Source organism: Arthrobacter sp. SPG23, from assembly GCF_000876655.1.
In the GTDB taxonomy this organism is placed as follows: Bacteria; Actinomycetota; Actinomycetes; order Actinomycetales; family Micrococcaceae; genus Arthrobacter.
On sequence record NZ_JYCN01000019.1, the window covers coordinates 1 to 21,420 of the forward strand.

Annotated in this window: 23 protein-coding genes; 6 read left to right on the plus strand and 17 right to left on the minus strand. The window is 66.1% G+C overall.

Annotated elements, in window-relative coordinates; all coding sequences use genetic code 11:
• The 6 genes from aceE to fabF form a co-directional block, all read left to right on the plus strand.
• On the plus strand, positions 1–2,064 hold a 2,064-nt coding region (gene aceE, locus TV39_RS12780; RefSeq protein WP_043482318.1), incomplete at its 5' end, for a pyruvate dehydrogenase (acetyl-transferring), homodimeric type.
• A 175-nt stretch (positions 2,065–2,239) separates the two neighbouring features.
• Positions 2,240–3,484 carry a PucR family transcriptional regulator gene (locus TV39_RS12785; RefSeq protein ID WP_043482321.1) on the plus strand — a complete coding sequence of 415 codons (1,245 nt, stop codon included), beginning with the start codon at positions 2,240–2,242 and terminating at the stop codon, positions 3,482–3,484.
• Between the two features lie 87 nt (positions 3,485–3,571).
• Positions 3,572–4,501 carry an ACP S-malonyltransferase gene (locus tag TV39_RS12790; protein ID WP_043482322.1) on the plus strand — a complete coding sequence of 310 codons (930 nt, stop codon included), beginning with the start codon at positions 3,572–3,574 and terminating at the stop codon, positions 4,499–4,501.
• On the plus strand, positions 4,498–5,559 hold the full coding sequence (locus TV39_RS12795) for a beta-ketoacyl-ACP synthase III (RefSeq protein ID WP_043482324.1): 1,062 nt from the start codon (positions 4,498–4,500) through the stop codon (positions 5,557–5,559). Before TV39_RS12790 ends, TV39_RS12795 begins: the two co-directional genes overlap by 4 nt.
• 121 nt (positions 5,560–5,680) lie before the next feature.
• The gene (locus tag TV39_RS12800; RefSeq protein WP_011692310.1) at positions 5,681–5,926 is read left to right on the plus strand and encodes an acyl carrier protein; all 246 of its coding nucleotides are present in this window, start codon (positions 5,681–5,683) and stop codon (positions 5,924–5,926) included.
• Positions 5,927–6,085: 159 nt separating this feature from the next.
• Positions 6,086–7,324, plus strand: a complete 1,239-nt coding sequence (gene fabF, locus TV39_RS12805) for a beta-ketoacyl-ACP synthase II (RefSeq protein ID WP_043482326.1) — start codon at positions 6,086–6,088, stop codon at positions 7,322–7,324.
• Positions 7,325–7,432: 108 nt separating this feature from the next.
• Here fabF and TV39_RS12810 read toward each other — a convergent pair whose 3' ends face one another.
• From TV39_RS12810 to TV39_RS12890, 17 genes are all read right to left on the minus strand, one after another.
• A complete protein-coding gene (locus tag TV39_RS12810; protein WP_011692312.1) occupies positions 7,433–7,936 on the minus strand; it encodes a DUF3145 domain-containing protein in 504 nt (167 codons plus the stop codon).
• Between the two features lie 312 nt (positions 7,937–8,248).
• A complete protein-coding gene (locus tag TV39_RS12815) occupies positions 8,249–9,175 on the minus strand; it encodes a tyrosine recombinase XerC (RefSeq protein ID WP_043482328.1) in 927 nt (308 codons plus the stop codon).
• A 132-nt stretch (positions 9,176–9,307) separates the two neighbouring features.
• The gene (gene dprA / locus TV39_RS12820) at positions 9,308–10,492 is read right to left on the minus strand and encodes a DNA-processing protein DprA (protein WP_043482329.1); all 1,185 of its coding nucleotides are present in this window, start codon (positions 10,490–10,492) and stop codon (positions 9,308–9,310) included.
• Positions 10,493–10,502: 10 nt separating this feature from the next.
• Positions 10,503–12,047, minus strand: a complete 1,545-nt coding sequence (locus tag TV39_RS12825) for a YifB family Mg chelatase-like AAA ATPase (RefSeq protein ID WP_043482331.1) — start codon at positions 12,045–12,047, stop codon at positions 10,503–10,505.
• Entirely contained in the window at positions 12,048–12,404 is a 357-nt protein-coding gene (locus TV39_RS12830) for a YraN family protein (RefSeq protein WP_043482333.1), read from the minus strand.
• Positions 12,405–13,007: 603 nt separating this feature from the next.
• Positions 13,008–13,334, minus strand: coding sequence for a DUF2469 domain-containing protein (locus TV39_RS12835; RefSeq protein WP_003806068.1), 327 nt, complete (start codon positions 13,332–13,334; stop codon positions 13,008–13,010).
• Between the two features lie 55 nt (positions 13,335–13,389).
• Positions 13,390–14,055 (minus strand): ribonuclease HII, encoded by a 666-nt coding sequence (locus tag TV39_RS12840; RefSeq protein ID WP_043482335.1) that lies wholly within the window; start codon positions 14,053–14,055, stop codon positions 13,390–13,392.
• A complete protein-coding gene (lepB, locus tag TV39_RS12845) occupies positions 14,055–14,966 on the minus strand; it encodes a signal peptidase I (protein WP_043482338.1) in 912 nt (303 codons plus the stop codon). Before lepB (TV39_RS12845) ends, TV39_RS12840 begins: the two co-directional genes overlap by 1 nt.
• Positions 14,967–15,644, minus strand: coding sequence for a signal peptidase I (gene lepB / locus TV39_RS12850; protein WP_043482340.1), 678 nt, complete (start codon positions 15,642–15,644; stop codon positions 14,967–14,969).
• An 83-nt stretch (positions 15,645–15,727) separates the two neighbouring features.
• Complete coding sequence (rplS, locus tag TV39_RS12855; RefSeq protein WP_011692321.1) at positions 15,728–16,087, minus strand: 50S ribosomal protein L19; 360 nt, start codon at positions 16,085–16,087, stop codon at positions 15,728–15,730.
• Between the two features lie 258 nt (positions 16,088–16,345).
• Positions 16,346–17,170, minus strand: a complete 825-nt coding sequence (gene trmD / locus TV39_RS12860) for a tRNA (guanosine(37)-N1)-methyltransferase TrmD (protein ID WP_043482342.1) — start codon at positions 17,168–17,170, stop codon at positions 16,346–16,348.
• Positions 17,171–17,764, minus strand: coding sequence for a ribosome maturation factor RimM (rimM, locus tag TV39_RS12865; protein ID WP_043482345.1), 594 nt, complete (start codon positions 17,762–17,764; stop codon positions 17,171–17,173). It abuts the gene before it with no gap.
• A 151-nt stretch (positions 17,765–17,915) separates the two neighbouring features.
• Complete coding sequence (locus TV39_RS12870; protein ID WP_011692324.1) at positions 17,916–18,158, minus strand: RNA-binding protein; 243 nt, start codon at positions 18,156–18,158, stop codon at positions 17,916–17,918.
• A gap of 1 nt (position 18,159) precedes the next feature.
• Positions 18,160–18,582, minus strand: a complete 423-nt coding sequence (rpsP, locus tag TV39_RS12875; protein WP_043482430.1) for a 30S ribosomal protein S16 — start codon at positions 18,580–18,582, stop codon at positions 18,160–18,162.
• Positions 18,583–18,767: 185 nt separating this feature from the next.
• The gene (locus TV39_RS12880; protein WP_200891016.1) at positions 18,768–19,205 is read right to left on the minus strand and encodes a hypothetical protein; all 438 of its coding nucleotides are present in this window, start codon (positions 19,203–19,205) and stop codon (positions 18,768–18,770) included.
• 111 nt (positions 19,206–19,316) lie between these two features.
• Positions 19,317–20,192, minus strand: a complete 876-nt coding sequence (locus TV39_RS12885; protein WP_043482349.1) for a VOC family protein — start codon at positions 20,190–20,192, stop codon at positions 19,317–19,319.
• Between the two features lie 83 nt (positions 20,193–20,275).
• On the minus strand, positions 20,276–21,358 hold the full coding sequence (locus TV39_RS12890; protein ID WP_043482351.1) for an amidohydrolase family protein: 1,083 nt from the start codon (positions 21,356–21,358) through the stop codon (positions 20,276–20,278).
• Positions 21,359–21,420: the final 62 nt, after the last annotated feature.

Here is a 21,420-nt window from a genome sequence, read left to right on the forward strand (position 1 = left end):
AACCGCGGCCTGAAAGACACCTCCGACCAGCAGGTCTGGGCGTTCCTGGGCGACGGGGAAATGGACGAGCCCGAGTCCCGCGGCCTGCTCCAGCTCGCCGCGAACGAGAACCTGGACAACCTGAACTTCGTGATCAACTGCAACCTCCAGCGCCTGGACGGGCCGGTGCGCGGCAACGGCAAGATCATGCAGGAACTCGAAGCGTTCTTCCGCGGCGCGGGCTGGAACGTCATCAAGGTCGTCTGGGGCCGGGAATGGGATGCCCTCCTGGCCAAGGACGCCGACGGGTCGCTGGTGAAGATCATGAACGAAACCCCGGACGGGGACTACCAGACCTACAAGGCCGAATCCGGCGGGTTCGTCCGTGAACACTTCTTCGGGAAGACCCCGCAGACCAAGGACATGGTCGCGGACCTGAGCGATGACCAGATCTGGAACCTCAAACGCGGCGGCCACGACTACCGCAAGGTCTACGCCGCGTACAAGGCAGCCACCGAATTCAAGGGCAAACCCACCGTCATCCTGGCCAAAACGGTCAAGGGCTACGGCCTCGGCCCGCACTTCGAAGGCCGCAACGCCACCCACCAGATGAAAAAACTCACCCTCGACGACCTCAAGTCGTTCAGGGACCACCTGCGCATCCCCATCACGGATGAGCAGCTCGAGGGCGACCCCTACCAGCCGCCGTACTTCCACCCCGGCAACGATGCACCGGAAATCGCGTACATGATGGAGCGCCGTGCCGCTCTGGGCGGTTCCGTTCCGGAGCGCCGCAGCAAGCATGCCGCCATCACGCTTCCGGACGCGAAGTCCTACGAGGTGGCCAAGCGAGGTTCGGGCAAGCAGCAGGCAGCCACCACCATGGCATTCGTCCGCCTGCTCAAGGACCTCATGCGGGACAAGGAGTTCGGCAAGCACATCGCGCCGATCATCCCCGATGAGGCACGCACGTTCGGTATGGACGCATTCTTCCCGACGGCCAAGATCTACAACCCCAAGGGACAGAACTACCTCTCCGTGGACCGGGACCTGGTCCTGGCCTACAAGGAATCCGCCCAGGGCCAACTGATCCACCCCGGCATCAACGAAGCCGGCGCCGTCGCAGCGTTCACCGCCGCCGGCACCGCCTACGCAACCCACGGCGTCCCGCTGATCCCGGTCTACGTCTTCTACTCCATGTTCGGCTTCCAACGCACCGGCGACGCCTTCTGGGCCGCCGCGGACCAAATGACCCGCGGCTTCATCATCGGCGCCACCGCCGGACGCACCACCCTGACCGGCGAAGGCCTGCAGCACGCTGACGGCCACTCCCCCATCCTCGCCGCCACCAACCCGGCCGTCGTCACCTACGACCCCGCCTACGGCTACGAAATGGGCCACATCATCCGCGACGGCATCGAGCGGATGTACGGGCCAGCCTCCACTGACCGGAACCTGATGTACTACATCACCGTCTACAACGAACCCATCACCCAGCCGGCCGAGCCGGAAGAGCTGGACGTTGAAGGCGTGGTCAAGGGCATCTACCTGCTGGCACCGGCCAAGATTGACGGCCCCCGCACGCAGATCCTGGCGTCGGGCGTTTCGGTGCCGTGGGCTCTGGAAGCCCAGCGGATCCTGGCCGAGGACTGGGGTGTCTCCGCGGACGTCTGGTCCGTCACGTCCTGGAACGAACTCCGCCGCGACGCCATGGCAGCCGAGGAAGAGGCATTCCTCAACCCCGGCCAGCCGGCGCGCGTACCGTTCGTCACGGCCCAGCTCGAAGGGGCCACCGGACCCATCGTGGCTGTCACTGACTACATGAAGGCTGTCCCGGACCAGATCCGCCAGTTCCTGCCGAACGAGTTCGCCTCGCTCGGCGCGGACGGCTTCGGCTTCTCCGACACCCGCGCAGCGGCACGCCGCTTCTTCAAGAACGACATCCACTCCATCGTGGTCCGTTCGCTGGAGATGCTCGCACGCCGCAGCGAAGTGGACGCCCAGGCTCCGGCCCAGGCGATTGAGAAGTACCGCCTTCACAACGTGAACGCAGGGTCCACCGGAAACGCCGGGGGCGAATCCTGACGTTCCACCCCTAGCCAGGGAAATTGACGACGGCGGTCCCCACCCAAGGTGGGGGCCGCCGTCGTCGTTCCTGCCCTGCGTTGCGCGGACCTGGCCGGCGCTGTGACGCAGCGCAAATCGAGTTGTAGCCTTTGCACAAATGGAGCTTGGCCTGCGCGCACCGTATGCTCGATGCATGGCAGAGCCAATCCCCACCACCGCAAAGCGCAAGCCGGCCTCGCGCGCCCTGACGCCGGAAAAAGCCCAGACGCTGAAGAAACTCCGGGCGAGCGTGGGGCAGCTGTCCACCACCACCATGCGCGAGCTGGAAAAATCGCTGCCCTGGTACAGCCGGCTCAGTTCCGATGAGCGGTCCGCCCTCGGGATGGTGGCCCAGAACGGCATCGCCGCTTTTGTGACCTGGTACGAGCGGCCCAGCTCGCCGTCGTGGATCCTCACCGACGTCTTCGGGACCGCCCCCACTGAACTGACCCGCTCCATCAGCCTGCAGAAGGCCCTCCAGCTGATCAGGATCGTGGTGGAGGTGGTGGAGGACCAGGTGCCCGTGATCGCGCCGGAGGCGGACCAGCCCGCACTCCGTGAAGCCGTGCTCCGCTATTCGCGGGAAGTCGCCTTTGCCGCCGCCGATGTCTACGCCCGGGCCGCCGAGTCCCGGGGTTCCTGGGACACCCGGCTGGAGGCCCTGATTGTGGACGCGATCCTGCGCGGCGAGAACACCGATGCCTTGCGCTCCCGCATCGCCGCCCTCGGCTGGAAAGCGCAGGAGCGTTTTACCGTGATGGTGGGCAATTCGCCGTCGGAACCCAGCGCCAGTTACGTCAGCGAGCTGCGCCGGACGGCCGGACGGTTCGCCGAAGACGCCTTGGTGGGGATCCAGGGCGATCGTCTCATCCTCATCCTCGGAGGCGTCCAGGACCGGGAGAGCGCCTACCTGAAACTCAGCGAACTCTTTGCCCCCGGCCCGGTTGTCTACGGACCGGAAGCGGGTTCGCTACTGGAAGCCAGCAGTTCGGCCCAGTCGGCCTTCGCGGGGCTGACGGCTGCACGCGCCTGGCCCTCGGCCCCGCGCCCGGTGGCCGCTGACGACCTGCTGCCGGAGCGGGTCATTTCCGGGGATGATGCCGCGCGCCGGTCGCTCATCAAGAACATCTACCGGCCACTGATCGCCGCGTCCAACGGGCTGGTGGAGACCCTGGGCACATACCTGGAACTGGGCCACTCCCTGGAAGCCACGGCCCGTGAACTCTTTGTGCACGCCAACACCGTCCGCTACCGGCTCAAGCGCGTTTGTGACGTCACCGGCTGGGATCCGCTCCTTCCCCGGGAGGCGTTCGTGCTCCAGGCGGCACTCGTGGTGGGTCGGCTTTCCGTGCCGCCCAAGGCGCCTGCGGAACGCCAGCCGTCCCGGAACGGCAGCTGAACCGTTGTAGACTTCCTACAAACTGACCCAGTGAGCTTGGTGCATGAATACACCGAGAATCACGCAGTAATTTGGAAAGCTGGATACGTGCTTGCAATCGTCTGCCCTGGACAGGGCTCCCAGACCCCCGGTTTTCTGGCCCCTTGGCTGGAACTGCCTCCCGTCGCAGGCCATTTGGCCTCCCTCAGTGAAATAGCAGGCATCGACCTCACCGCACACGGCACCACGTCGGATGAGGAAACCATCAAGGACACGGCGGTGGCACAGCCGCTGATCGTGGCGGCCGGCCTGGTCGCCGCGAAGTCGCTGTTCGACGTCGAACTCAGCACCCTTCCCGTCATCCTCGCCGGACATTCTGTCGGCGAGATCACGGCAGCGGCGCTTGCGGGCGTCCTCACCGAGAACGAGGCCATGACCTTCGTGCGGGAGCGCGCCAACAGCATGGCTGCCGCAGCCGCCGTCACGCCCACAGGCATGAGCGCCGTGGTTGGCGGGGACCCGGCAGAGGTCCTGGCAGCCATTGAGGCCTCCGGCGCAACGCCTGCCAACGTCAACGGTGCCGGCCAGACCGTCGCCGCAGGAACGTTCGAGCAGCTCAAGGCCCTGGCGGAGAACCCCCCGGCGAAGGCCCGCGTGATCCCGCTGAAGGTGGCCGGAGCCTTCCACACCTCGCACATGTCCCCGGCCGTTTCCGCCCTGGAGGCGCTGAGGCCGTCGCTCAAGCCCCGGAACCCGCAGGTGCCGCTCCTGTCCAACTTTGACGGCAAGGAAGTGACCGACGGCGACGCAGCAGTCAGCAGCCTCATCGCCCAGGTTTCCCGCCCCGTCCGCTGGGACCTCTGCATGGACACGCTGGTGCAACGCGGCGTCACCGGAGTCATTGAACTTGCGCCGGCCGGAACCCTGGCCGGACTCGCCAAGCGGGGAATGCCCGGGGTGAAGACGGTCGCCGTCAAGACCCCCGACGACCTCTCCGCAGCCCTTGCACTATTCGCAGAACTGGAGGGACAGGCATGAGCGCTCCCGCACTCAAGCAGGCACCGCTGCGGGAACACACCCGCATCCTCGGACTCGGCGCGTACCGCCCCAGCGTCATTGTCACGAACGAAGATGTATGCCAGTGGATCGATTCCTCCGATGAATGGATCCGTCAGCGCACCGGCATCGTGACACGTCACCGCGCACCCGCGGACGTCAGTGTCATTGACATGGCCGAAGGCGCGGCCCGTGAAGCACTGGCGAAAGCCGGCATCGAGGCCAACCAGCTGGGCGCCGTCATCGTCTCCACTGTCACCCACCCATACGCGACGCCGTCCGCTGCTGCGAGCCTGGCAGACCGTATCGGGGCCACGCCCGCCCCCGCATTCGACATCTCCGCTGCGTGTGCCGGCTATTGCTACGGCATCGCCCAGGCGGACGCCCTGGTCCGTTCCGGAGCGGCTGAGTATGTGCTGGTGGTGGGCGCCGAAAAGCTGTCCGACGTCATCGACAACACCGAACGCACCATTTCCTTCCTGCTGGGCGACGGCGCCGGCGCCGTGGTGATCGGCCCCTCTGACACGCCCGGCATCGGCCCGTCGGTCTGGGGTTCGGATGGCAGCAAGTGGGATGCCATCGGCATGACACACTCGCTCCTCGATGTTCGCGAACTGGCTCTTGCCGCGAACAAGTCCGGCGCGCTGAGCGCTGAGGAGGCCGAGGTAACCGACGCCGCAATCTGGCCCACCCTGCGCCAGGACGGCCAGACCGTATTCCGCTGGGCTGTCTGGGAGATGGCCAAGGTGGCCCAGCAGGCTCTTGACGCCGCCGGCATCACCGCGGATGACCTTGCCGCGTTCATCCCCCACCAGGCCAACATGCGCATCATCGACGAGATGGTCAAGAAGCTCAAGCTTCCCGAGACCGTCAAGGTGGCCCGGGACATTGCTGAAGCCGGAAACACCTCGGCAGCCTCAATTCCGCTGGCCACCCACCGCCTGCTGCAGGAAAATCCCGAACTCAGCGGCGGACTCGCCCTGCAGATCGGATTCGGCGCAGGCCTGGTGTTCGGTGCCCAGGTGATCGTGCTCCCGTAGCCGAACCCTTACCCACAACTGAATACGTCCTGAACAGTACGGATTCGCGAACCAAGCCGTAACCGCGGCTTGAATCATTTCCGGCAGCACCTGCCGGCAACAACAAGAAAAGGAGCCATCAATGGCTAGCAACGAAGAGATCCTGGCCGGCCTGGCTGAAATCGTCAACGAAGAGACCGGCCTCGCCACCGAAGCAGTCGAGCTGGACAAGTCCTTCACCGAGGACCTGGACATCGACTCCATCTCCATGATGACCATCGTGGTCAACGCTGAAGAAAAGTTCGGCGTACGCATCCCGGACGAAGAGGTCAAGAACCTTAAGACCGTCGGTGACGCCGTCAGCTTCATCGCGAACGCACAGGCCTAGTCCTGGCTCCTGCCGGCAACGGCCTGCACTGGTGACCGGTCCGGGATGCTGACCAAGCCTTCCGGACCGGGCGCCGCTGAATGACCTCAAGTTTTCCCCACGCATCCCCGGCCAGGCATCTCCCCGGACACGGCATGCGCACCGATAGAGAGTGATCCCATGGCACGCAAAGTAGTCATTACCGGTCTGGGTGCCACCACGCCCATTGGCGGCGATGTCCCCACAATGTGGAATAACGCGCTGAAGGGCGTCTCCGGCGCGCGCACGCTCGAGGACGACTGGGTAGCGAAATATGAACTGCCCGTTCACTTCGCAGCCCGCGCCTCCACCCCCGCCCTGGATGTCCTGAGCCGCGTGGAAGCAAAGCGGATGGACCCGTCCACGCAGTTCGGCGTCGTCGCCGCACGCGAAGCCTGGGCTGACTCCGGCATCACGGAAGTCGACCACGACCGCCTGGCTGTGGCCTTCGCAACGGGCATCGGCGGCGTTTGGACCCTGCTGGACGCCTGGGACACCCTGCGCGAAAAGGGCCCGCGTCGCGTCCTGCCCATGACCGTCCCCATGCTGATGCCCAACGGCGTGGCCGCAGCAGTAAGCCTGGACCTTGGCGCCCGCGCCGGTGCCCACACCCCGGTTTCCGCCTGTGCCTCCGGAACTGAGGCCCTGCACCTCGGACTGGACCTGATCCGTTCCGGCAAGGCCGACGTCGTAGTCTGCGGTGGCGCCGAAGCGGCGATCCACCCGATGCCCATCGCAGCGTTTGCCTCAATGCAGGCGCTCTCCCGCCGCAATGACGATCCCGAGCACGCCTCCCGCCCCTACGATACGGGCCGCGACGGCTTCGTCATGGGCGAAGGCGCCGGCGCCCTGGTCATCGAGGCAGAAGAACACGCGCTGGCCCGTGGAGCCCGGATCTACGGCGAACTCGCCGGAACATCCGTGACGGCAGACGCCTACCACATCACCGCACCGGACCCCCAGGGCCTGGGCGCTACCCGTGCCCTGAAGGCGGCCATGTTCGACGGCCGTATCCAGGCGGAAGAAGTGGTGCACGTCAACGCGCACGCGACGTCCACACCGGTTGGTGACAAGCCCGAATACACAGCCCTTCGCGCCGCCCTGGGAACGCACGTGGACAACGTAGCGGTCTCGGCGACGAAGTCCCAGATGGGCCACCTGCTGGGTGCTTCGGGCGCCGTGGAGGCCGTGCTGACGGTTCTCGCCGTGTACGACCGCAAGGCTCCGGTGACCATCAACCTGGAAAACCAGGATCCGGAGATTCCTCTGGACGTCGTCACGAAGACGGCCCGCGACCTGCCGTCGGGCAATATCGTGGCGCTGAGCAACTCGTTCGGCTTCGGCGGCCACAACGCCGTCATTGCAGTCCGCAGCATCTAGCGTCCGCGATTGCACAGCATGAGGCCCCTGCCGTCAGGCAGGGGCCTCATGCGTTATGGAGGATATTGCTAAGCGGCCCGGTTCTTAGGGCCCGCTTACGGAGGCCTGTCAGCCCACCTGGTGCAGCCAGCGTACGGGCGCTCCCTCGGCAGCGTGCCGGAACGGCTCCAGCTCTTCGTCCCAGGCCTCGCCGAGGGCAAGGGACAACTCATGGTAGACGGCGGACGGGTCGCCGGCGCCGGACTCGTAGGCATAGCGGATGCGGTCCTCAGAGACCATGATGTTCCCATGCACATCGGTGACGGCATGGAAAATGCCCAGTTCCGGCGTGTGCGACCACCGGCCGCCGTCCACGCCCTGGCTCGGCTCTTCGGTGACCTCATACCGCAGGTGCGCCCAGCCACGCAGGGCGGACGCCAGAAGTGCACCGGTGCCCGGGCTGCCGGTCCAGGAAAGTTCCGAACGGAACATTCCGGGCGCAGCAGGCTGAGCAGTCCACTCAAGGTCCGTCCGCTTGTCCACGACTGACCCGATGGCCCACTCAACGTGGGGGCACAGGGCGGTCGGGGCCGAGTGAACGAACAAGACACCGCGGGTCATTGCAACAGACATTCCATCCTCCATAGCTGTAGGTACGTCTTCCCCAACGACCTCTGCCTGGATGTGTGTCTGCCGCGCCGGGTCCGCGTGCTGCCGGTGGTCCCTGCAAGGCTATGAAATTAGTGCCCGGCGACGCTTGAAACTGCTTGAGGGCGAGCTTCAAGCCTGACTTGAAAGTTGCCGGGCGTGACTCTTATTGTGCCGTACCCCGCCTAATTACGCCAGTGCAATTCGGCGCGCCGTGGGCCACCAAGAAATCCTGCCGTCAGGCCGGCTGGCCATGCCGAGCGCCACGAAGGGGCGGGCGGAGGCTGCTGGAAACGATCAGGCGCGCGGATGTGCCTGCTGGTAGCTTTGCCGCAACCGGTCCACCGAGACGTGGGTGTAAATCTGTGTGGTCGCCAGGCTGCTGTGGCCCAGGATTTCCTGCACGGCCCTGAGGTCGGCTCCGCCGTCCAGCAAATGGGTGGCGGCGGAGTGCCGGAGGGCGTGGGGTCCGGTGGCAGCGGTGTCTCCCAGCGCGTCCAGCACGTCTTTCACCACCGTGCGGACCTGCCGCTGGTCCACCCTCCGGCCCCTGGCCCCGAGGAAGAGTGCCGGACCGCTCCCGTCCACTGCCAACGCAGGGCGTCCGCGGCGCAGCCAGTCGTCGACGGCGACCGCTGCCGGCAGCCCGTATGGAACCGTGCGCTCCTTGTTGCCCTTGCCGACTACCCTGAGTGTTCGCCGGTCAGGATCGAGGTCGTCCACGTCCATGCCTGCCAGCTCCCCGACCCGGACACCGGTGGCGTAAAGCAACTCCACCATGGCGCGGTCCCGGAGGGCGAGGGGGCCGCCGCCTTGAGTCGCCGCCTTCAGCCGGTCCACGACGCGCACGACCTGTTGCTGGTGCAGGACGCCCGGCAAGGTCCTTTCACGCTTGGGCGCCTTCAAACGCAGCGCCGGATCCGCTCCAAGGAGCTCCTCCCGCACAGCCCAGGCGGTGAAGGACCTGGCGGTCGCTGCCCGCCGGGCCAGCGTGGACCGGGACATGCCCGCCTCGCTCTGCGCGCCGAGCCAGCTCCGCAACGTGGACAGTTCGATCCCGTCGAGGTCGGTGGCGCCGTCAGCCGCCGCCCTGGTAAGCAGGCTCTGGACGTCGGACAGGTAAGCGCGCACGGTGTGGGGCGACCTGGCACGTTCACCTTCGAGGTAACGGCGGAAGCCGTGGGCGGCATCGGCCAGGGCCGGCGGGAGGTCAGGAGTATCCACGCTCCAACTTTCCCATTGTTCGGGCGCCAATCAAGGAACCACGCAGCAAGGGGGTCCGGTTCGTTGAACCCCGCACCCGGTGGCGCAGGGGGCGGGAGGGAACCTGCAGGCCACAACGCAGGCAGCCGGCGTTCAGCCCGCCTTCCGGGACCGTTTCCAGCCGCCACGTTCGGATTCGGCGAGCCCCAGCAACCCCAGCCTGCCAAGACCCGCCCGGACCGCATCAGCGCTCAGTCCCGCCACGGACGTCAGCTTTTCGACTGAACTGGTGGATCGCAGCGGCAGCGCATCGAGCAGGATGAGGTCCTCCAACGTGAGGCCATCATAGTCAGCGCGCTGTTCCGAAGCCGGTTCGGCCAACGATTCGCCGCTGGGTGAGGCAAGCTCCGCGATTTCCCCGGCGTCTGTAACGCACACGGCTCCCCCTTCGCGAATCAGCCGGTGGCACCCGGCGGAATTGGCGCTGTGCACGGACCCGGGAACGGCACCGACGGCCCTGCCGAGGGTTTCAGCATGATGGGCCGTGTTCAAGGCACCGGAGCGCCACCGGGCCTCGACCACCACCGTGACCGAGGACAACGCTGCGATGAGGCGGTTCCGCTGCAGGAACCGGTAGCGGGTAGGGGCTGAACCGGGCGGCACCTCAGCCAGGACGGCGCCCTGGTTCGAGACGGTCCTGAGCAGGTCTTCGTTGCCGGACGGATAGAAGCGGTCCACTCCCCCGGCCATGACGGCGATGGTGGGCATGGTGCCACCGGCGCCGGCCAGGGCAGCCCGGTGGGCGTGCGCGTCGATCCCGTAAGCCCCGCCCGAGACGACGGTGAATCCCCGCTGGGCCAACGCATAGGCGAGGTCGCCGGTTACGGCAGCGCCATAGCTTGTGCTGTCGCGGGAACCCACCAGGGCAATGGACTTCGCCGCAGCCGGCAGGGGTTGTTCCATTCCGCGCCACCAGAGGCAGATGGGTTCATGAAGGTCAAGGTCAGCCAACTGCGCGGGCCATAGTGGATCGGACGGCATGATCATGCGGCCGCCCAGCCGGTGCATGGTGGCGAGATCCCGCTCCGGAGCGAGGTCCGGGATCCGCGGGGCCCAGCGCTTCAGCGACGCGCTCATTCCAGGCCAGCTCGCCGTGCCGTTCTCCGCCAGCAAGGCCGTGACATCCTGTTCCAGCCGGGGACCCGGGACCAGTTGTCCGGTGGCGATCCGGAGGGCGTCCACTGCCCCGGCAACCCTCACGAGAGCCAGGCCGACGGCGTCCTGCGGCTCCATAAGACGGGACAGGGCAGCCCGGGCTATGCGTTCATGGTCAATCATCGTTTTCCTTTCAGGCCGCAGCCGAGGCCGCTTGCCGGAGTCCCAGCGCCTGCCCGATATCGTCGAGGTCCGGGGTGTCACGGCGCGCCAGGTCCGCCAACGTCCACGCTAGGCGCAGCACGCGGTCGTATCCGCGGGCAGTAAGCACGCCGCGTTCCAGGGAGTGGTCCAGGATCCGCGTGGTGGGCGGCGCGAGGCGCAGTGCCCCGCGAAGGACACGGCCGGGCACCTGGGAGTTGGTTTCCAGTCCCAGGGGGCGGAGTCGCTCCAGCTGCCGTATCCGGGCATCCCGGACCCGTGCGGCGACCGTGGGGGTGTCTTCTTCCGCTCCTGTCCGCCCGAAATCGGCAAGCGACACCCGTTCCACCTGCAATTGGATGTCCACCCGGTCCAGCAGGGGTCCGGACATCCGGGCCAGGTACCGGCGGCGCATCATCGGAGTGCAGGTGCAGTCGAGCCCCTTCCCCGACGCCTTTCCGCAGGGGCAGGGGTTGGCAGCCAGCACGAGTTGGAATCGTGCCGGATAGGCAGCGGTGCCGGCAGAGCGATGTATCACCAGTTCGCCACTCTCCAATGGTTGCCTGAGCGCATCAAGGACCCGCCGTTCGTATTCCGGAGCTTCGTCAAGGAACAGCACGCCACGGTGGGCCCTTGAGGCGGCGCCCGGCCGCGGCAACCCTGATCCGCCGCCGATGATGGCGGCGGCCGTGGCGCTATGGTGCGGATTTTCAAACGGCGGCCGACGCAGGAGTTGCACTGAGGCGGACGGCAGTGCACATAAGGAGTGGATGGCAGTCACCTCCATGGCCTCGGTGTCAGCCAGATCCGGCAGCAGGCCAGGGAGGCGCTCGGCGAGCATGGTCTTCCCGGCCCCGGGCGGACCGGACAGGAGTAGATGGTGGGCACCCGCGGCCGCAACTTCCAATGCCCTCCTGGCGTCCCCCTGGCCCGAGACATCGCACATATCAGGTGCCGCGAGGTCTCCGGTGGCGGCGTCACAGGAGGACTCTTCGTCCTCGGGCTCAAAGTCCAGTGCAAGCTCAAGCGGATCAGCCCCGAAGTCACATGCCAAACGGGCCAGCGTCCTGTAGCCGCGGACCCGGGCGCCGGGCACGAGCTCAGCCTCCGCCGCGTTCGCCTGCGCCACCACCACATCCGGATACCCTGCCTGCACGGCTGCCATCACGGCCGGCAGGATGCCGCGGACCGGCCTGAGCCTGCCGTCAAGGCCCAGTTCAGCGATAAACACTGTCCGTTCTGTTGAGTGGATGTCATTTGCGGCGCGGAGGACGGCCATGGTGATGGCCAGGTCGAAACCGGAGCCCCGTTTTGGCAGCGACGCGGGTATCAGGTTGGCGGTGATCTTGCGCCGGCTCAACGGGATGCCCGAGTTCTGCGCGGCGGACCGGATCCGTTCCTTTGCCTCGTTCAGCGAGGCGTCCGGCAAGCCAAGAATGACGAAGGCAGGCAGGGTCTGGCCAATGTCAGCTTCGACTTCCACGATGTACCCGTTGAGGCCCACAAGCGCCACGGAATACGTCCTGCCCAGCGCCATCTACCCCACCCCTTTGAGGTGTTCGACGCGCGGTTGGCCGACGCCGTCATCAAGGACGGCGATAACGTCTACGCGGCGGAAGGGCATCCGGAGTTCGTGGTCGCGGCACCATGCCGAAGCGAGCCGGTGCAGCCGGGCCAGTTTGGCAATCCCCACGGCTTCGAAAGGATGCCCGTAGGCCAGGGATGTGCGTGTTTTCACTTCGGCGATGACGAGCGCGTCGCCGTCCAGTGCCACGATGTCGATTTCGCCCTCGGAACAGCGCCAGTTGCGGTCGACGATCCGCATGCCCTCTGATTCCAGATATCCGGCAGCGAGTTCTTCACCGCGCCGGCCAAGCAAGTCTTTGGCTCTCATAGTTACCTCCGCCACCAGCCTGCGGGAGGGGCGGAGGCACGCATACCGGCGGAAGCCGCTATGTGGGAAACCTTGGCAATCAGGTGCTGTGGAGGAGGGGTTGGCAATGGCCTTGCGGCCACCGCGCGCGGTTCACTGCAGACGAATCAGGTCAGGCACTTCAGTGCCTGGAGCGGCACTGGGCCGAAGCCGGCCGGACCCGGGCGGAACGCGCTAGGCGCGGGTTCCGCAGCGCATGCAATGGGCAGACTGGTGCGGCCGCTCATCGTAGAAGCCGGCATGGCTGCTCCAGATGTGCCCTAAGAACCAGCAGAGTATTTTCATGGTGAGATCTTCTCTGATTTCAGCCGGGTAGGCAGTGCCAGTACGAGTCCGCGGCGCTCGACTCAAGCACCGCCGGTATTTGTCTGCACGACGCGGGACTCCTCCGCATCGCGGTGGCCGTCGGAACAGAACTACGAATCAATCCCTTACAGTAGTCTCCCGCCAAGGACGGCAGGGATACCAGACCCCGGACAAAAAACAGGTAGTGCAGGCCGCTGATCCGGTGGTCGGGTGGCCGGCTCAGGTGTGCAGCTCAGGTGCCCGGGCCAGCCCGCCGCGTCAGTTGCCGAGATCAACGTCCTTGGGAAGGGCCAGTTCCTCATTGCGGGGCAGCTCTTCCACGTTGACGTCCTTGAACGTGATCACCCGGACGCTCTTGACGAACCGGGCCGAGCGGTAGACGTCCCACACCCAGGCGTCCTGGAGGGTGAGGTCGAAATAGACTTCGCCGTCGGCGCTTCGCGCCTGAAGGTCCACGTGGTTGGCGAGGTAGAAACGCCGTTCGGTCTCGACTACGTAGCTGAACAGCCCGACGACGTCACGGTATTCGCGGTAGAGCTGCAGCTCCATGTCGGTTTCATAGTTCTCAAGATCCTCGGCACTCATGGTTCCATCTTGCACTATTCCGCGCGGCCCCGCGGCCAGGGGCAGGGAACCGGGCTTAGAGAATCTGCCAGCTGACCCGGTGGTAGGGCGTCGGTCCGGCGGCTTTGAGGGCTTCTTTATGGATGGCCGTCCCATAGCCCTTGTTTTCGTTCCAGCCGAAAGAAGGGTACTCCTCGTGCAGCGACCGCATGAGCCGGTCCCGCTCCACCTTGGCCAGGATGCTGGCGGCAGCCACACTCAGGCACTGCATGTCCGCTTTGACAAGCGTATGGACCGGGGCGTCACAGCCCGGACCGGCCGGTGCGTCGTCGAACAGGGAGGGCTGCGCCTCGGGCGATAGCCAATTGTGGCTGCCGTCGAGAAGCACCACGTCCGGGGTGACGCCGCCGGCCAGGATCTGGAGCCAGGCCCGGGTCCCGGCGGTGCGCAGGGCCGCGATGATGCCCATGGCGTCGATCTCGCCGGCCGACGCATGCCCCACCGCCGATGCGACGCTCCAGCTGCGCACCAGGGGCTCCAGCCGTTCACGGTCGGACTCCTTAAGGAGCTTGCTGTCCCGGACGTCGTCAAGGAGCACGGGACGGCTCAGGTCCACGACGGCAATTCCGACCGTGACCGGCCCCGCGATGGCTCCCCTGCCGACCTCGTCAATGCCGGCCAGCAAACGTGCACCGGAACTCAGAAAGCGGTGCTCATAGTCGAGGGTTGGTGCGAGGGACATTATTTTCCAGCCGGTGCGGGAACGTTCCGGAACACATCGGGATAGTTGCCCAGTCCTGTGATCCTGTTCAGGGGCCATGCGATAACGGCCGCCTTGCCCTCAATATCCGGCATGTCGACGAACCCGCCGTTGACCTCCTGGTGCGCACGGGAGTCAGCCGAGTGATTGCGGTTGTCGCCCATGACCCAGATCTTGCCGGCCGGAACGACCACATCGAAGTTGCGGATGTCCGGCACCTCGGCCGGGTTGATGTACGTTTCGTCGACAGGCTGGCCGTTGATGGTGAGTTTGCCGCCGGCGTCACAGCACACTACGTGGTCTCCCGGCAGGCCGATGGCGCGCTTGACCAGGTGCTGCTCGGAGTTGTCCGGGAGCAGGCCGACGAAGGTGAGGCCGTCCTGGACCCAGGTGAAGGGGCCGTCAGCCTTCTCGGGTGAAGGCACCAGCCACCCCTTGGTGTCCTTGAACACCACAACGTCCCCGCGCTCAAGGGCAAAAGGTTCAGGAACGAGCAGGTTGACGAAGATGCGGTCGTTCACATCGAGCGTGTTGACCATGGACTCCGACGGGATGTAGAACGCACGGAACAGGAAGGTCTTGATCAGGAAGGACAGCACTACGGCGATGGCCACCACCGTGAGGACCTCTTTGACCCAGAGGTACACCGGACCGTGGGCTTTGCCTTCTTTGGCAGGCTTTGAGGGGCCGGCCTTCGAATGCGCGCCGTGCGAACCGGCAGCCCTGCTCCCGGCTCCGGCGGGCAAGCCGTCTTCTGCCGACGGACCAGCAGGCGCGCCGGACGGAAGAGCGGTTTCCCCGTCCGTGGCAGTCCCTGCTTTGTCGCGTGCAGCCGGGTCGCGTCCGGCGTCGTGCTTGAACGGATCAGGAGTCCGGGGGTCGGTCTCGGGCATCTACTGTCCGTCCTTCGTCGTCGTGCTTTTTTCTGCGGGCCGGGGCACGGCCGCAAATCTGTCGAGTGGCCAGATGATCTGGACCGGCCTGCCGATCACCCGGTCCAGGGGCACCATGCCGCCGCCCGGCGCGCCCAGCAGGCTTCGGGAGTCGGCGGACATGGAACGGTGGTCTCCAAGCAACCATAACCGTCCGGCGGGAACTATCACGCTGAACTTCTGCTTGCTCGCAACGTCTCCGCCATAGAGGTATGGTTCCCCAAGCACCTGACCGTTCACTGTGAGCCGCTGCTGGTCATCGCAGCAGACCACATGATCCCCGGGCATCCCGATAACCCGCTTTATGTAGGTTGTATCACTGCCCGTGATGCCAAGCCAGTGGCCCGCCGCCGCGGCGGCGTCCTGGAGCGGGCCGTTGCCGCTGTTGAGCGGAGCGAACGTCCCGCGGCCGTCGAAGACCACGACGTCGCCGCGCCGGACAGGCTCGGCCTGGAAGTCGGTGCGGGAAACCAGGATCCTGTCCCCCGCGCCGAAGAGCGGCTCCATGGAGGCGGAAGGTATGTAGTAGACGTCCAGCCAGAGGGCGCGGACAAGTCCGCTGATCAGGACGGCAAGCGCCAGTGCCGGCAATGCAAAACGCCAGCCCGGTTTCCTGGGCTGGCGTTTTGACTGGTCCATAATCCGTATCCTGTGGCGCTCTTGCGGAAGGCTCCGGCGCGGGCCGGATCCGAATTTTGGACCCGCCGTGGAAGTCCGGGGACTTACTTGGCGGTGCTGAAGTCGCGCTTTTCCTTGATCTTCGCGGCCTTACCGCGCAGTGCACGCATGTAGTAAAGCTTGGCGCGGCGGACGTCACCCTTGGTGACGACCTCGATCTTGTCGATGATCGGGGAGTGTACCGGGAAGGTACGCTCTACGCCGACACCGAAGGATACCTTGCGGACAGTGAAGGTTTCGCGGATGCCGTCGCCCTGGCGGCCCAGGACGAAGCCCTGGAATACCTGGACACGGGAGTTCTTGCCTTCGATGATGTTCACGTGAACCTTGAGGGTGTCACCCGCGCGGAACTGGGGAACATCGGTGCGCAGCGAGGCTGCATCTACGGTATCGAGGATATGCATTGATCCACTCCTGGTGAACGCCACAGGTCATCCACTTTGGGTCACGGCGGCCAAGCCCGGGAACAGGCCCGGAAATCACTGCCGAAAATTTTCTGATCCGGCTCCGTCACTGATTGACGGGACCGGGGTGCCGGGCTGTTGGTGGCGCTCCCCCTGTGGCAGGTGCGCACCCAGCAGGCACAAGGACTAATTTTGCCACATCCGGCGGATTCCGGCGAATCCGGAGCCGTGTGACGGCGGCGGCAGTTCCGCGGGCGGTCAGCCGTCCGCCGGTGCGCCGTTCCCGTCCATCTCCGGGCGGAGCCTCAGGCGGCCGTCGACGACGTCGTACCCCAGGTCCCCGAGCGCGGTGCGGTCGGCACGGGGAAGATTGCCGGCGTCGAACGCTGCGAGGAGGTCGGGTCGGCGGTCAGCGGTCCTGCGGTATTGCTGGTGGCGGCGCCACTGGGCGATCTTGCCGTGGTTGCCGCTGAGCAATACCGGCGGAACGTCGCGGTCCCGCCAGCTGGAAGGCTTGGTGTAGACGGGGTATTCCAGCAGGCCGTCCGAGTGTGATTCCTCAACGAGCGACTCCGGGTTGCCCACGACACCCGGCAGGAGCCGCACGATCGCTTCCGTCATGGCCAGCACGGCCACTTCGCCGCCATTGAGGACGTAGTCCCCCAGGCTCATGGGCCGGACCGTGAAGTGCTCTTCCGCCCACTCGATGACCCGCTCGTCAATGCCCTCGTACCGGCCGCAGGCGAATACCAGCTGGTCCTCGCCGGCAAGCTCGTGTGCCAGCGCCTGGGTGAACCGCTCCCCCGCCGGCGACGGCACGATCAGCACCGGCTTGCGGGCCGCGTCACCTTCCCGGGCTGCCGCGACGGACCCGAGCGCCTGCGCCCACGGTTCCGCTTTCATGACCATGCCGGCCCCGCCGCCATACGGAGTGTCGTCCACCGACCGGTGTTTATCCGTGGTGAAATCCCGGAGATCATGCACGTTCAATTCCAGGATGCCGTCCTGGCGGGCCTTCCCGATCAAGGAAAGCTCCAGGGGGGCGAGATACTCCGGGAAGATGCTGACGACGTCGATCCTCATTTAGGTGTTGTCTCCGGCCTCGGTCTTGCCCGGCTCGGCATCGCCCTGCTCCGTGTCGCCGGCACCCGGCGTATCGTCTGACTCGTCAACGTTGATCTCGAACAGGCCTGGCGGCGGGGTGACCAGGATGTACTTCCCGCCAACGTTGACCTCAGGCACGATCTCCTCGACGAAGGGGATCAGGATCTCACTGCCGTCCGGCGCCTCCACCACGATGAGGTCCTGGACCGGCAGCGTGCGGAGTCCGGAAACCTTGCCGACGACGGCGTCGCCAACGCGGACGTCGAGGCCGACGAGCTCATGTTCATACCAGCCCTCGTCGTCGTCCTCGTCAAGCTCTTCGGTCTCGATGAAGAGTTTGGCGCCGCGCAGGGCTTCGGCCTGGTTGCGGGTGTCGATGCCTTCAAAGCCCAGCAGCAGGATGTCCTTGTTCCAGCGGGCACTGTCCACGGTGAGCATCCCCACCGAGGCGGGCTCAACCAGGAATTGCGTGCCCGGAATGAAACGGTCCTCCGGCGCGTCGGTCAGGACCTGGACGGTCACTTCGCCGCGGATGCCGTGGGGTTTGCCGATTCGTGCCACCTGAAGCTGCATCTGTTCCTCTGTTCGGGTTTGATCTGTTGTGGTGCTGCCTGCGGCGGGTGCCGCTGCGGGCCCGCCGCGGCGGTTTCCTGCTGAAAACAGTGCGGCCCCTCCACCATAATCTGGTGAAGGGGCCGGACTTGAGACAAATAGTGCGGGGCGTTTACCGGCGGCGGTCGGTGTCGACGACGTCGACCCTGACCTGTTCGCCGCCGGCCAGCGCCGCCACGACGGTGCGCAGTGCGCGTGCCGTGCGGCCCTGACGACCGATCACCCGTCCGAGGTCGTCCTGGTGAACTCGCACCTCGAGGGTGTCCCCGCGGCGGTTGTTCTTGGCGCTGACCTTGACGTCCTCGGGACTGTCAACGATCCCGCGGACAAGGTGTTCGAGCGCTTCTGCCAGCAATTTACTCAGCCTCGGTGGTCTCTGCTTCAGCTTCGGTGGAAGCTTCGGCTGCCTCGTCCTTCTTGGCCTTCTTGGTGATGGCTTCCGGGATGATCACGGAACCCTTTTCCGGGGTAACGAAGGCAGGCTTGGACTCCTTGGTCTTCAAGGTGCCCTCCTGGCCCGGGAGACCCTTGAACTTCTGCCAGTCACCGGTGATCTTGAGGATCGCGGCGACCTGCTCGGACGGCTGTGCGCCGACGCCGAGCCAGTACTGGGCACGGTCCGTGTCCACCTCGATGTACGAGGGCTCTTCGGTGGGGTGGTACTTGCCGATCTCTTCGATCGCACGGCCGTCACGCTTGGAGCGTGCGTCCATGACAACGATGCGGTAGTACGGTGCGCGCATCTTACCAAAGCGCTTAAGGCGAATCTTTACGGCCACTTTTGTGGTCACTCCTGTTTCTGAAACGGGGTCGAGCCCGGCGTTCTGCACCCGTGGGGCGGGCCGTACTAGGGGGTTCTAAAAGGACAAGATCCGGACGCGGAGAGAGGGGCCACGCAGATCAAGTACCTGTTCATTGTGCCAGATCGACGCCGGGATTTCGACTTGACACACGCCGGCCCCCTTCAGGACGACCAGACGTACAGGCCTGTCCGGGTGTTCGGGTCCACGCTTCCGGCCATGTTCGCGAGGCGCCGGACATAGCCGACGGCCTCTTCGGCACCAAAAGGCATGTCCTCTTCGGCCGCCCACCGGGCGGCCACGTCCTCCAGGACATCGCCCTCCCCTTCGGTTTCGTAGCTGAGGAGGTCCGCGAGCGCCCGGACCATGGCGGCCGGCACTCCGAGGAGGGAATCGCTGGCTACGTCCACCATGGCGAGCTCGTAATCGGCGCCCGATGCGTGCACTGCCGCTCCGGCCAGATCTCCCAGCTGCTCGATCTCGAAATCGCTGATATCCGGAATCCGAAGCGCGTCCGGAGCGGCAGGGCCCCCGCCGTCGAGAGCCGCCGCGCGCTTAAGTGCCCCATCGTGGGTGGAAACAAAGATTTCGGTATAACCCATGGAAATGATCCTCATTCGATCGGCGGCGTGATGGTCCGGCGGCCAGCTTCGCAGCCGCCCCGGACTTCCGGGTTCAGCCTAACCCAGAAGGACGCGCAGGTCAGCGCCGCTTCAGCGGACGGCGACGCGGATCCGGTTGCGCCACGGATCCTCGAACTGCAATTCGGCTCCGGTGTGGTGCGAGGCCACTCCGGCAACCCGCAAGCGGTCGGCGAGGGCACCGACGGCGTCCGTTCCCGGCACCTCGATCAGGACTTCACCCAGCCCCAGCGTGTCCTTGCGGGGTCCGGCGCCCCTGCTGTTCCAGACGTTCATGGCCATGTGGTGGTGGTAGCCGCCGGCCGATACGAACAGGGCCTGCCCGTGCCATCCGGCAGTCTTCTCGAAACCGAGGGTGCCCACGTAGAAGTCGTGCGCCGACTGGACATCACCCACTTGCAGGTGGACGTGCCCGACGCCGGCCGCGGCCTCGCGCTGCCCGCTCACCGCCTCCTCGCTCAGGTAGTCCTGGAGGAAGCGCTGCGGCGGCAGGGCAAGGCTGTCCATGACCACAGTGGTCCCCTCCCAGGACCAGTCGCTGCGGGGACGGTCCCAGTACAGCTCGATGCCGTTCCCCTCGGGATCGTTGAAGTAGAAGGCCTCACTGACGAGGTGGTCTGCGCTTCCGGTGAACAGCCGCGGCTCATACCGGGCGGCAGAGGCCACCGTGGCCGCGAGCGACGGCCGGTCCTCGAAGAGGAGTGCCGTGTGGAACAGCCCGGCCTCGCCGCGGGCCGGGAGGTTGAGGCCGGGGGCCGGCGCCAAGTGGACCAAGGGTGTGCCCCGGCGGCCAAGGTACACGCCGCCGTCCTGCTCAGCCACGGCCTCCAGCCCGAGCGCCCGCTGGTAGTAGTCCGTCATGAGCTTCATGTCGCCCACTTTGAGCATCACCGTGCCCATGGCGAGATCGGCGGGCAGCAGGTCCTTGCTGCTGGATTCCGTGGTCATGGCAACTCCAAACTCCCGATACGTGGCCGCCGGTGACCGGCGACGCTTACATAGAGTAAATTACTTGAAGCTTCAATTTATTCCTAGCGGAGCTGCCGCCCCCGAAGAACGATGTGCTTGAGGTCCCGCAGTGTTGCCGGGTTGACCATGGGGTCCAGTTCGCACAGTACGACGTCGGCGCTGGCGCCTTCGGCGATGCCGGGCGCTCCCAGCCACGCACGCGCAGCCCAGGACGCGGCGTCCAGGGCTGACGCAGCCGGCAGGCCGGCGGCGTGGAGCGCATGGATCTCGTCCACGATCCTGCCGTGGCTGATGACGCTGCCGGCATCGGTCCCGGCGTAGATCGCCACGCCGGCTTCGAAGGCTTCGAGAATTCTCTCGTTCCGCCGCTCCCAGAGCGCCTGCATGTGCGCTGCGTACACCGGAAACTTCGCATTCGCACGGGCAGCGATGTCCGGGAACGTCGCAATGTTGATCAACGTGGGAACGATGGGTACGCGCTGCTCCACGAAGCGGGGTATATGCCGCGGCAGCAGGCCGGTTCCGTGTTCGATGCAGTCGATGCCGGCGTCGAGCATGTCATCCAGCGTGTCCTCGGCGAAACAGTGCGCCGTCACCCTGGCGCCTTCATCATGGGCTGCGCGGACAGCGTCCCGCACCACTGCGGCAGGGAACGACGGCGCGAGATCGCCGGCTCCGCGGTCGATCCAGTCCCCTACGAGCTTGACCCAGCCGTCGCCCGCCAGCGCCTGCTTCCGCACGGCCTCGACGAGGCCGTCCGGCTCAACTTCGACGGCGAGTCCCCGAAGGTAGCGCTGCGTCCTGGCTATGTGGCGGCCGGCCCGGATGATCCGGGGCAGCTCCGGACGCTGCTGGAGCCAGCGTGTGTCGTGGACGGCGCCGGCATCGCGGACGAGCAGTGTGCCGGCGTTCCGGTCCGTGACGGCCTGCTCTTCGGCGAGGGACTCGGGAACATCGCCCGCGGGTCCAAGCCCGATGTGGCAGTGCGCATCCACCAGGCCCGGCAGGACCCAGCCGTCCAGCACCGCGTCGGGCGGAGCGGCCGGCCGAGAGAATGTCAGCTTGCCGTCCACTGCCCAGAGGCCGTGGCGTTCCTGGTCCGGGGCGGTGAGCACGGTCCCGCTGAATTCGATGATGCCGTTCATGGTCCAAGCCTAGACCGGCCGTCCGGCGGCGCTGATGTGACCGCCATGTGACATGGACCCGA

Bases quoted from the DNA above. Each gene is read 5' to 3' on its own strand.
- TV39_RS12785 (WP_043482321.1), top strand. From the start codon at position 2,240: ATGGCAGAGCCAATCCCCACCACCGCAAAGCGCAAGCCGGCCTCGCGC.
- TV39_RS12795 (WP_043482324.1), top strand. From the start codon at position 4,498: ATGAGCGCTCCCGCACTCAAGCAGGCACCGCTGCGGGAACACACCCGC.
- TV39_RS12800 (WP_011692310.1), top strand. From the start codon at position 5,681: ATGGCTAGCAACGAAGAGATCCTGGCCGGCCTGGCTGAAATCGTCAAC.
- fabF (WP_043482326.1), top strand. From the start codon at position 6,086: ATGGCACGCAAAGTAGTCATTACCGGTCTGGGTGCCACCACGCCCATT.
- TV39_RS12810 (WP_011692312.1), bottom strand. From the start codon at position 7,936: ATGTCTGTTGCAATGACCCGCGGTGTCTTGTTCGTTCACTCGGCCCCG.
- dprA (WP_043482329.1), bottom strand. From the start codon at position 10,492: ATGATTGACCATGAACGCATAGCCCGGGCTGCCCTGTCCCGTCTTATG.
- TV39_RS12825 (WP_043482331.1), bottom strand. From the start codon at position 12,047: ATGGCGCTGGGCAGGACGTATTCCGTGGCGCTTGTGGGCCTCAACGGG.
- TV39_RS12830 (WP_043482333.1), bottom strand. From the start codon at position 12,404: ATGAGAGCCAAAGACTTGCTTGGCCGGCGCGGTGAAGAACTCGCTGCC.
- TV39_RS12835 (WP_003806068.1), bottom strand. From the start codon at position 13,334: ATGAGTGCCGAGGATCTTGAGAACTATGAAACCGACATGGAGCTGCAG.
- TV39_RS12840 (WP_043482335.1), bottom strand. From the start codon at position 14,055: ATGTCCCTCGCACCAACCCTCGACTATGAGCACCGCTTTCTGAGTTCC.
- lepB (WP_043482338.1), bottom strand. From the start codon at position 14,966: ATGCCCGAGACCGACCCCCGGACTCCTGATCCGTTCAAGCACGACGCC.
- lepB (WP_043482340.1), bottom strand. From the start codon at position 15,644: ATGGACCAGTCAAAACGCCAGCCCAGGAAACCGGGCTGGCGTTTTGCA.
- rplS (WP_011692321.1), bottom strand. From the start codon at position 16,087: ATGCATATCCTCGATACCGTAGATGCAGCCTCGCTGCGCACCGATGTT.
- trmD (WP_043482342.1), bottom strand. From the start codon at position 17,170: ATGAGGATCGACGTCGTCAGCATCTTCCCGGAGTATCTCGCCCCCCTG.
- rimM (WP_043482345.1), bottom strand. From the start codon at position 17,764: ATGCAGCTTCAGGTGGCACGAATCGGCAAACCCCACGGCATCCGCGGC.
- TV39_RS12880 (WP_200891016.1), bottom strand. From the start codon at position 19,205: ATGGGTTATACCGAAATCTTTGTTTCCACCCACGATGGGGCACTTAAG.
- TV39_RS12885 (WP_043482349.1), bottom strand. From the start codon at position 20,192: ATGACCACGGAATCCAGCAGCAAGGACCTGCTGCCCGCCGATCTCGCC.
- TV39_RS12890 (WP_043482351.1), bottom strand. From the start codon at position 21,358: ATGAACGGCATCATCGAATTCAGCGGGACCGTGCTCACCGCCCCGGAC.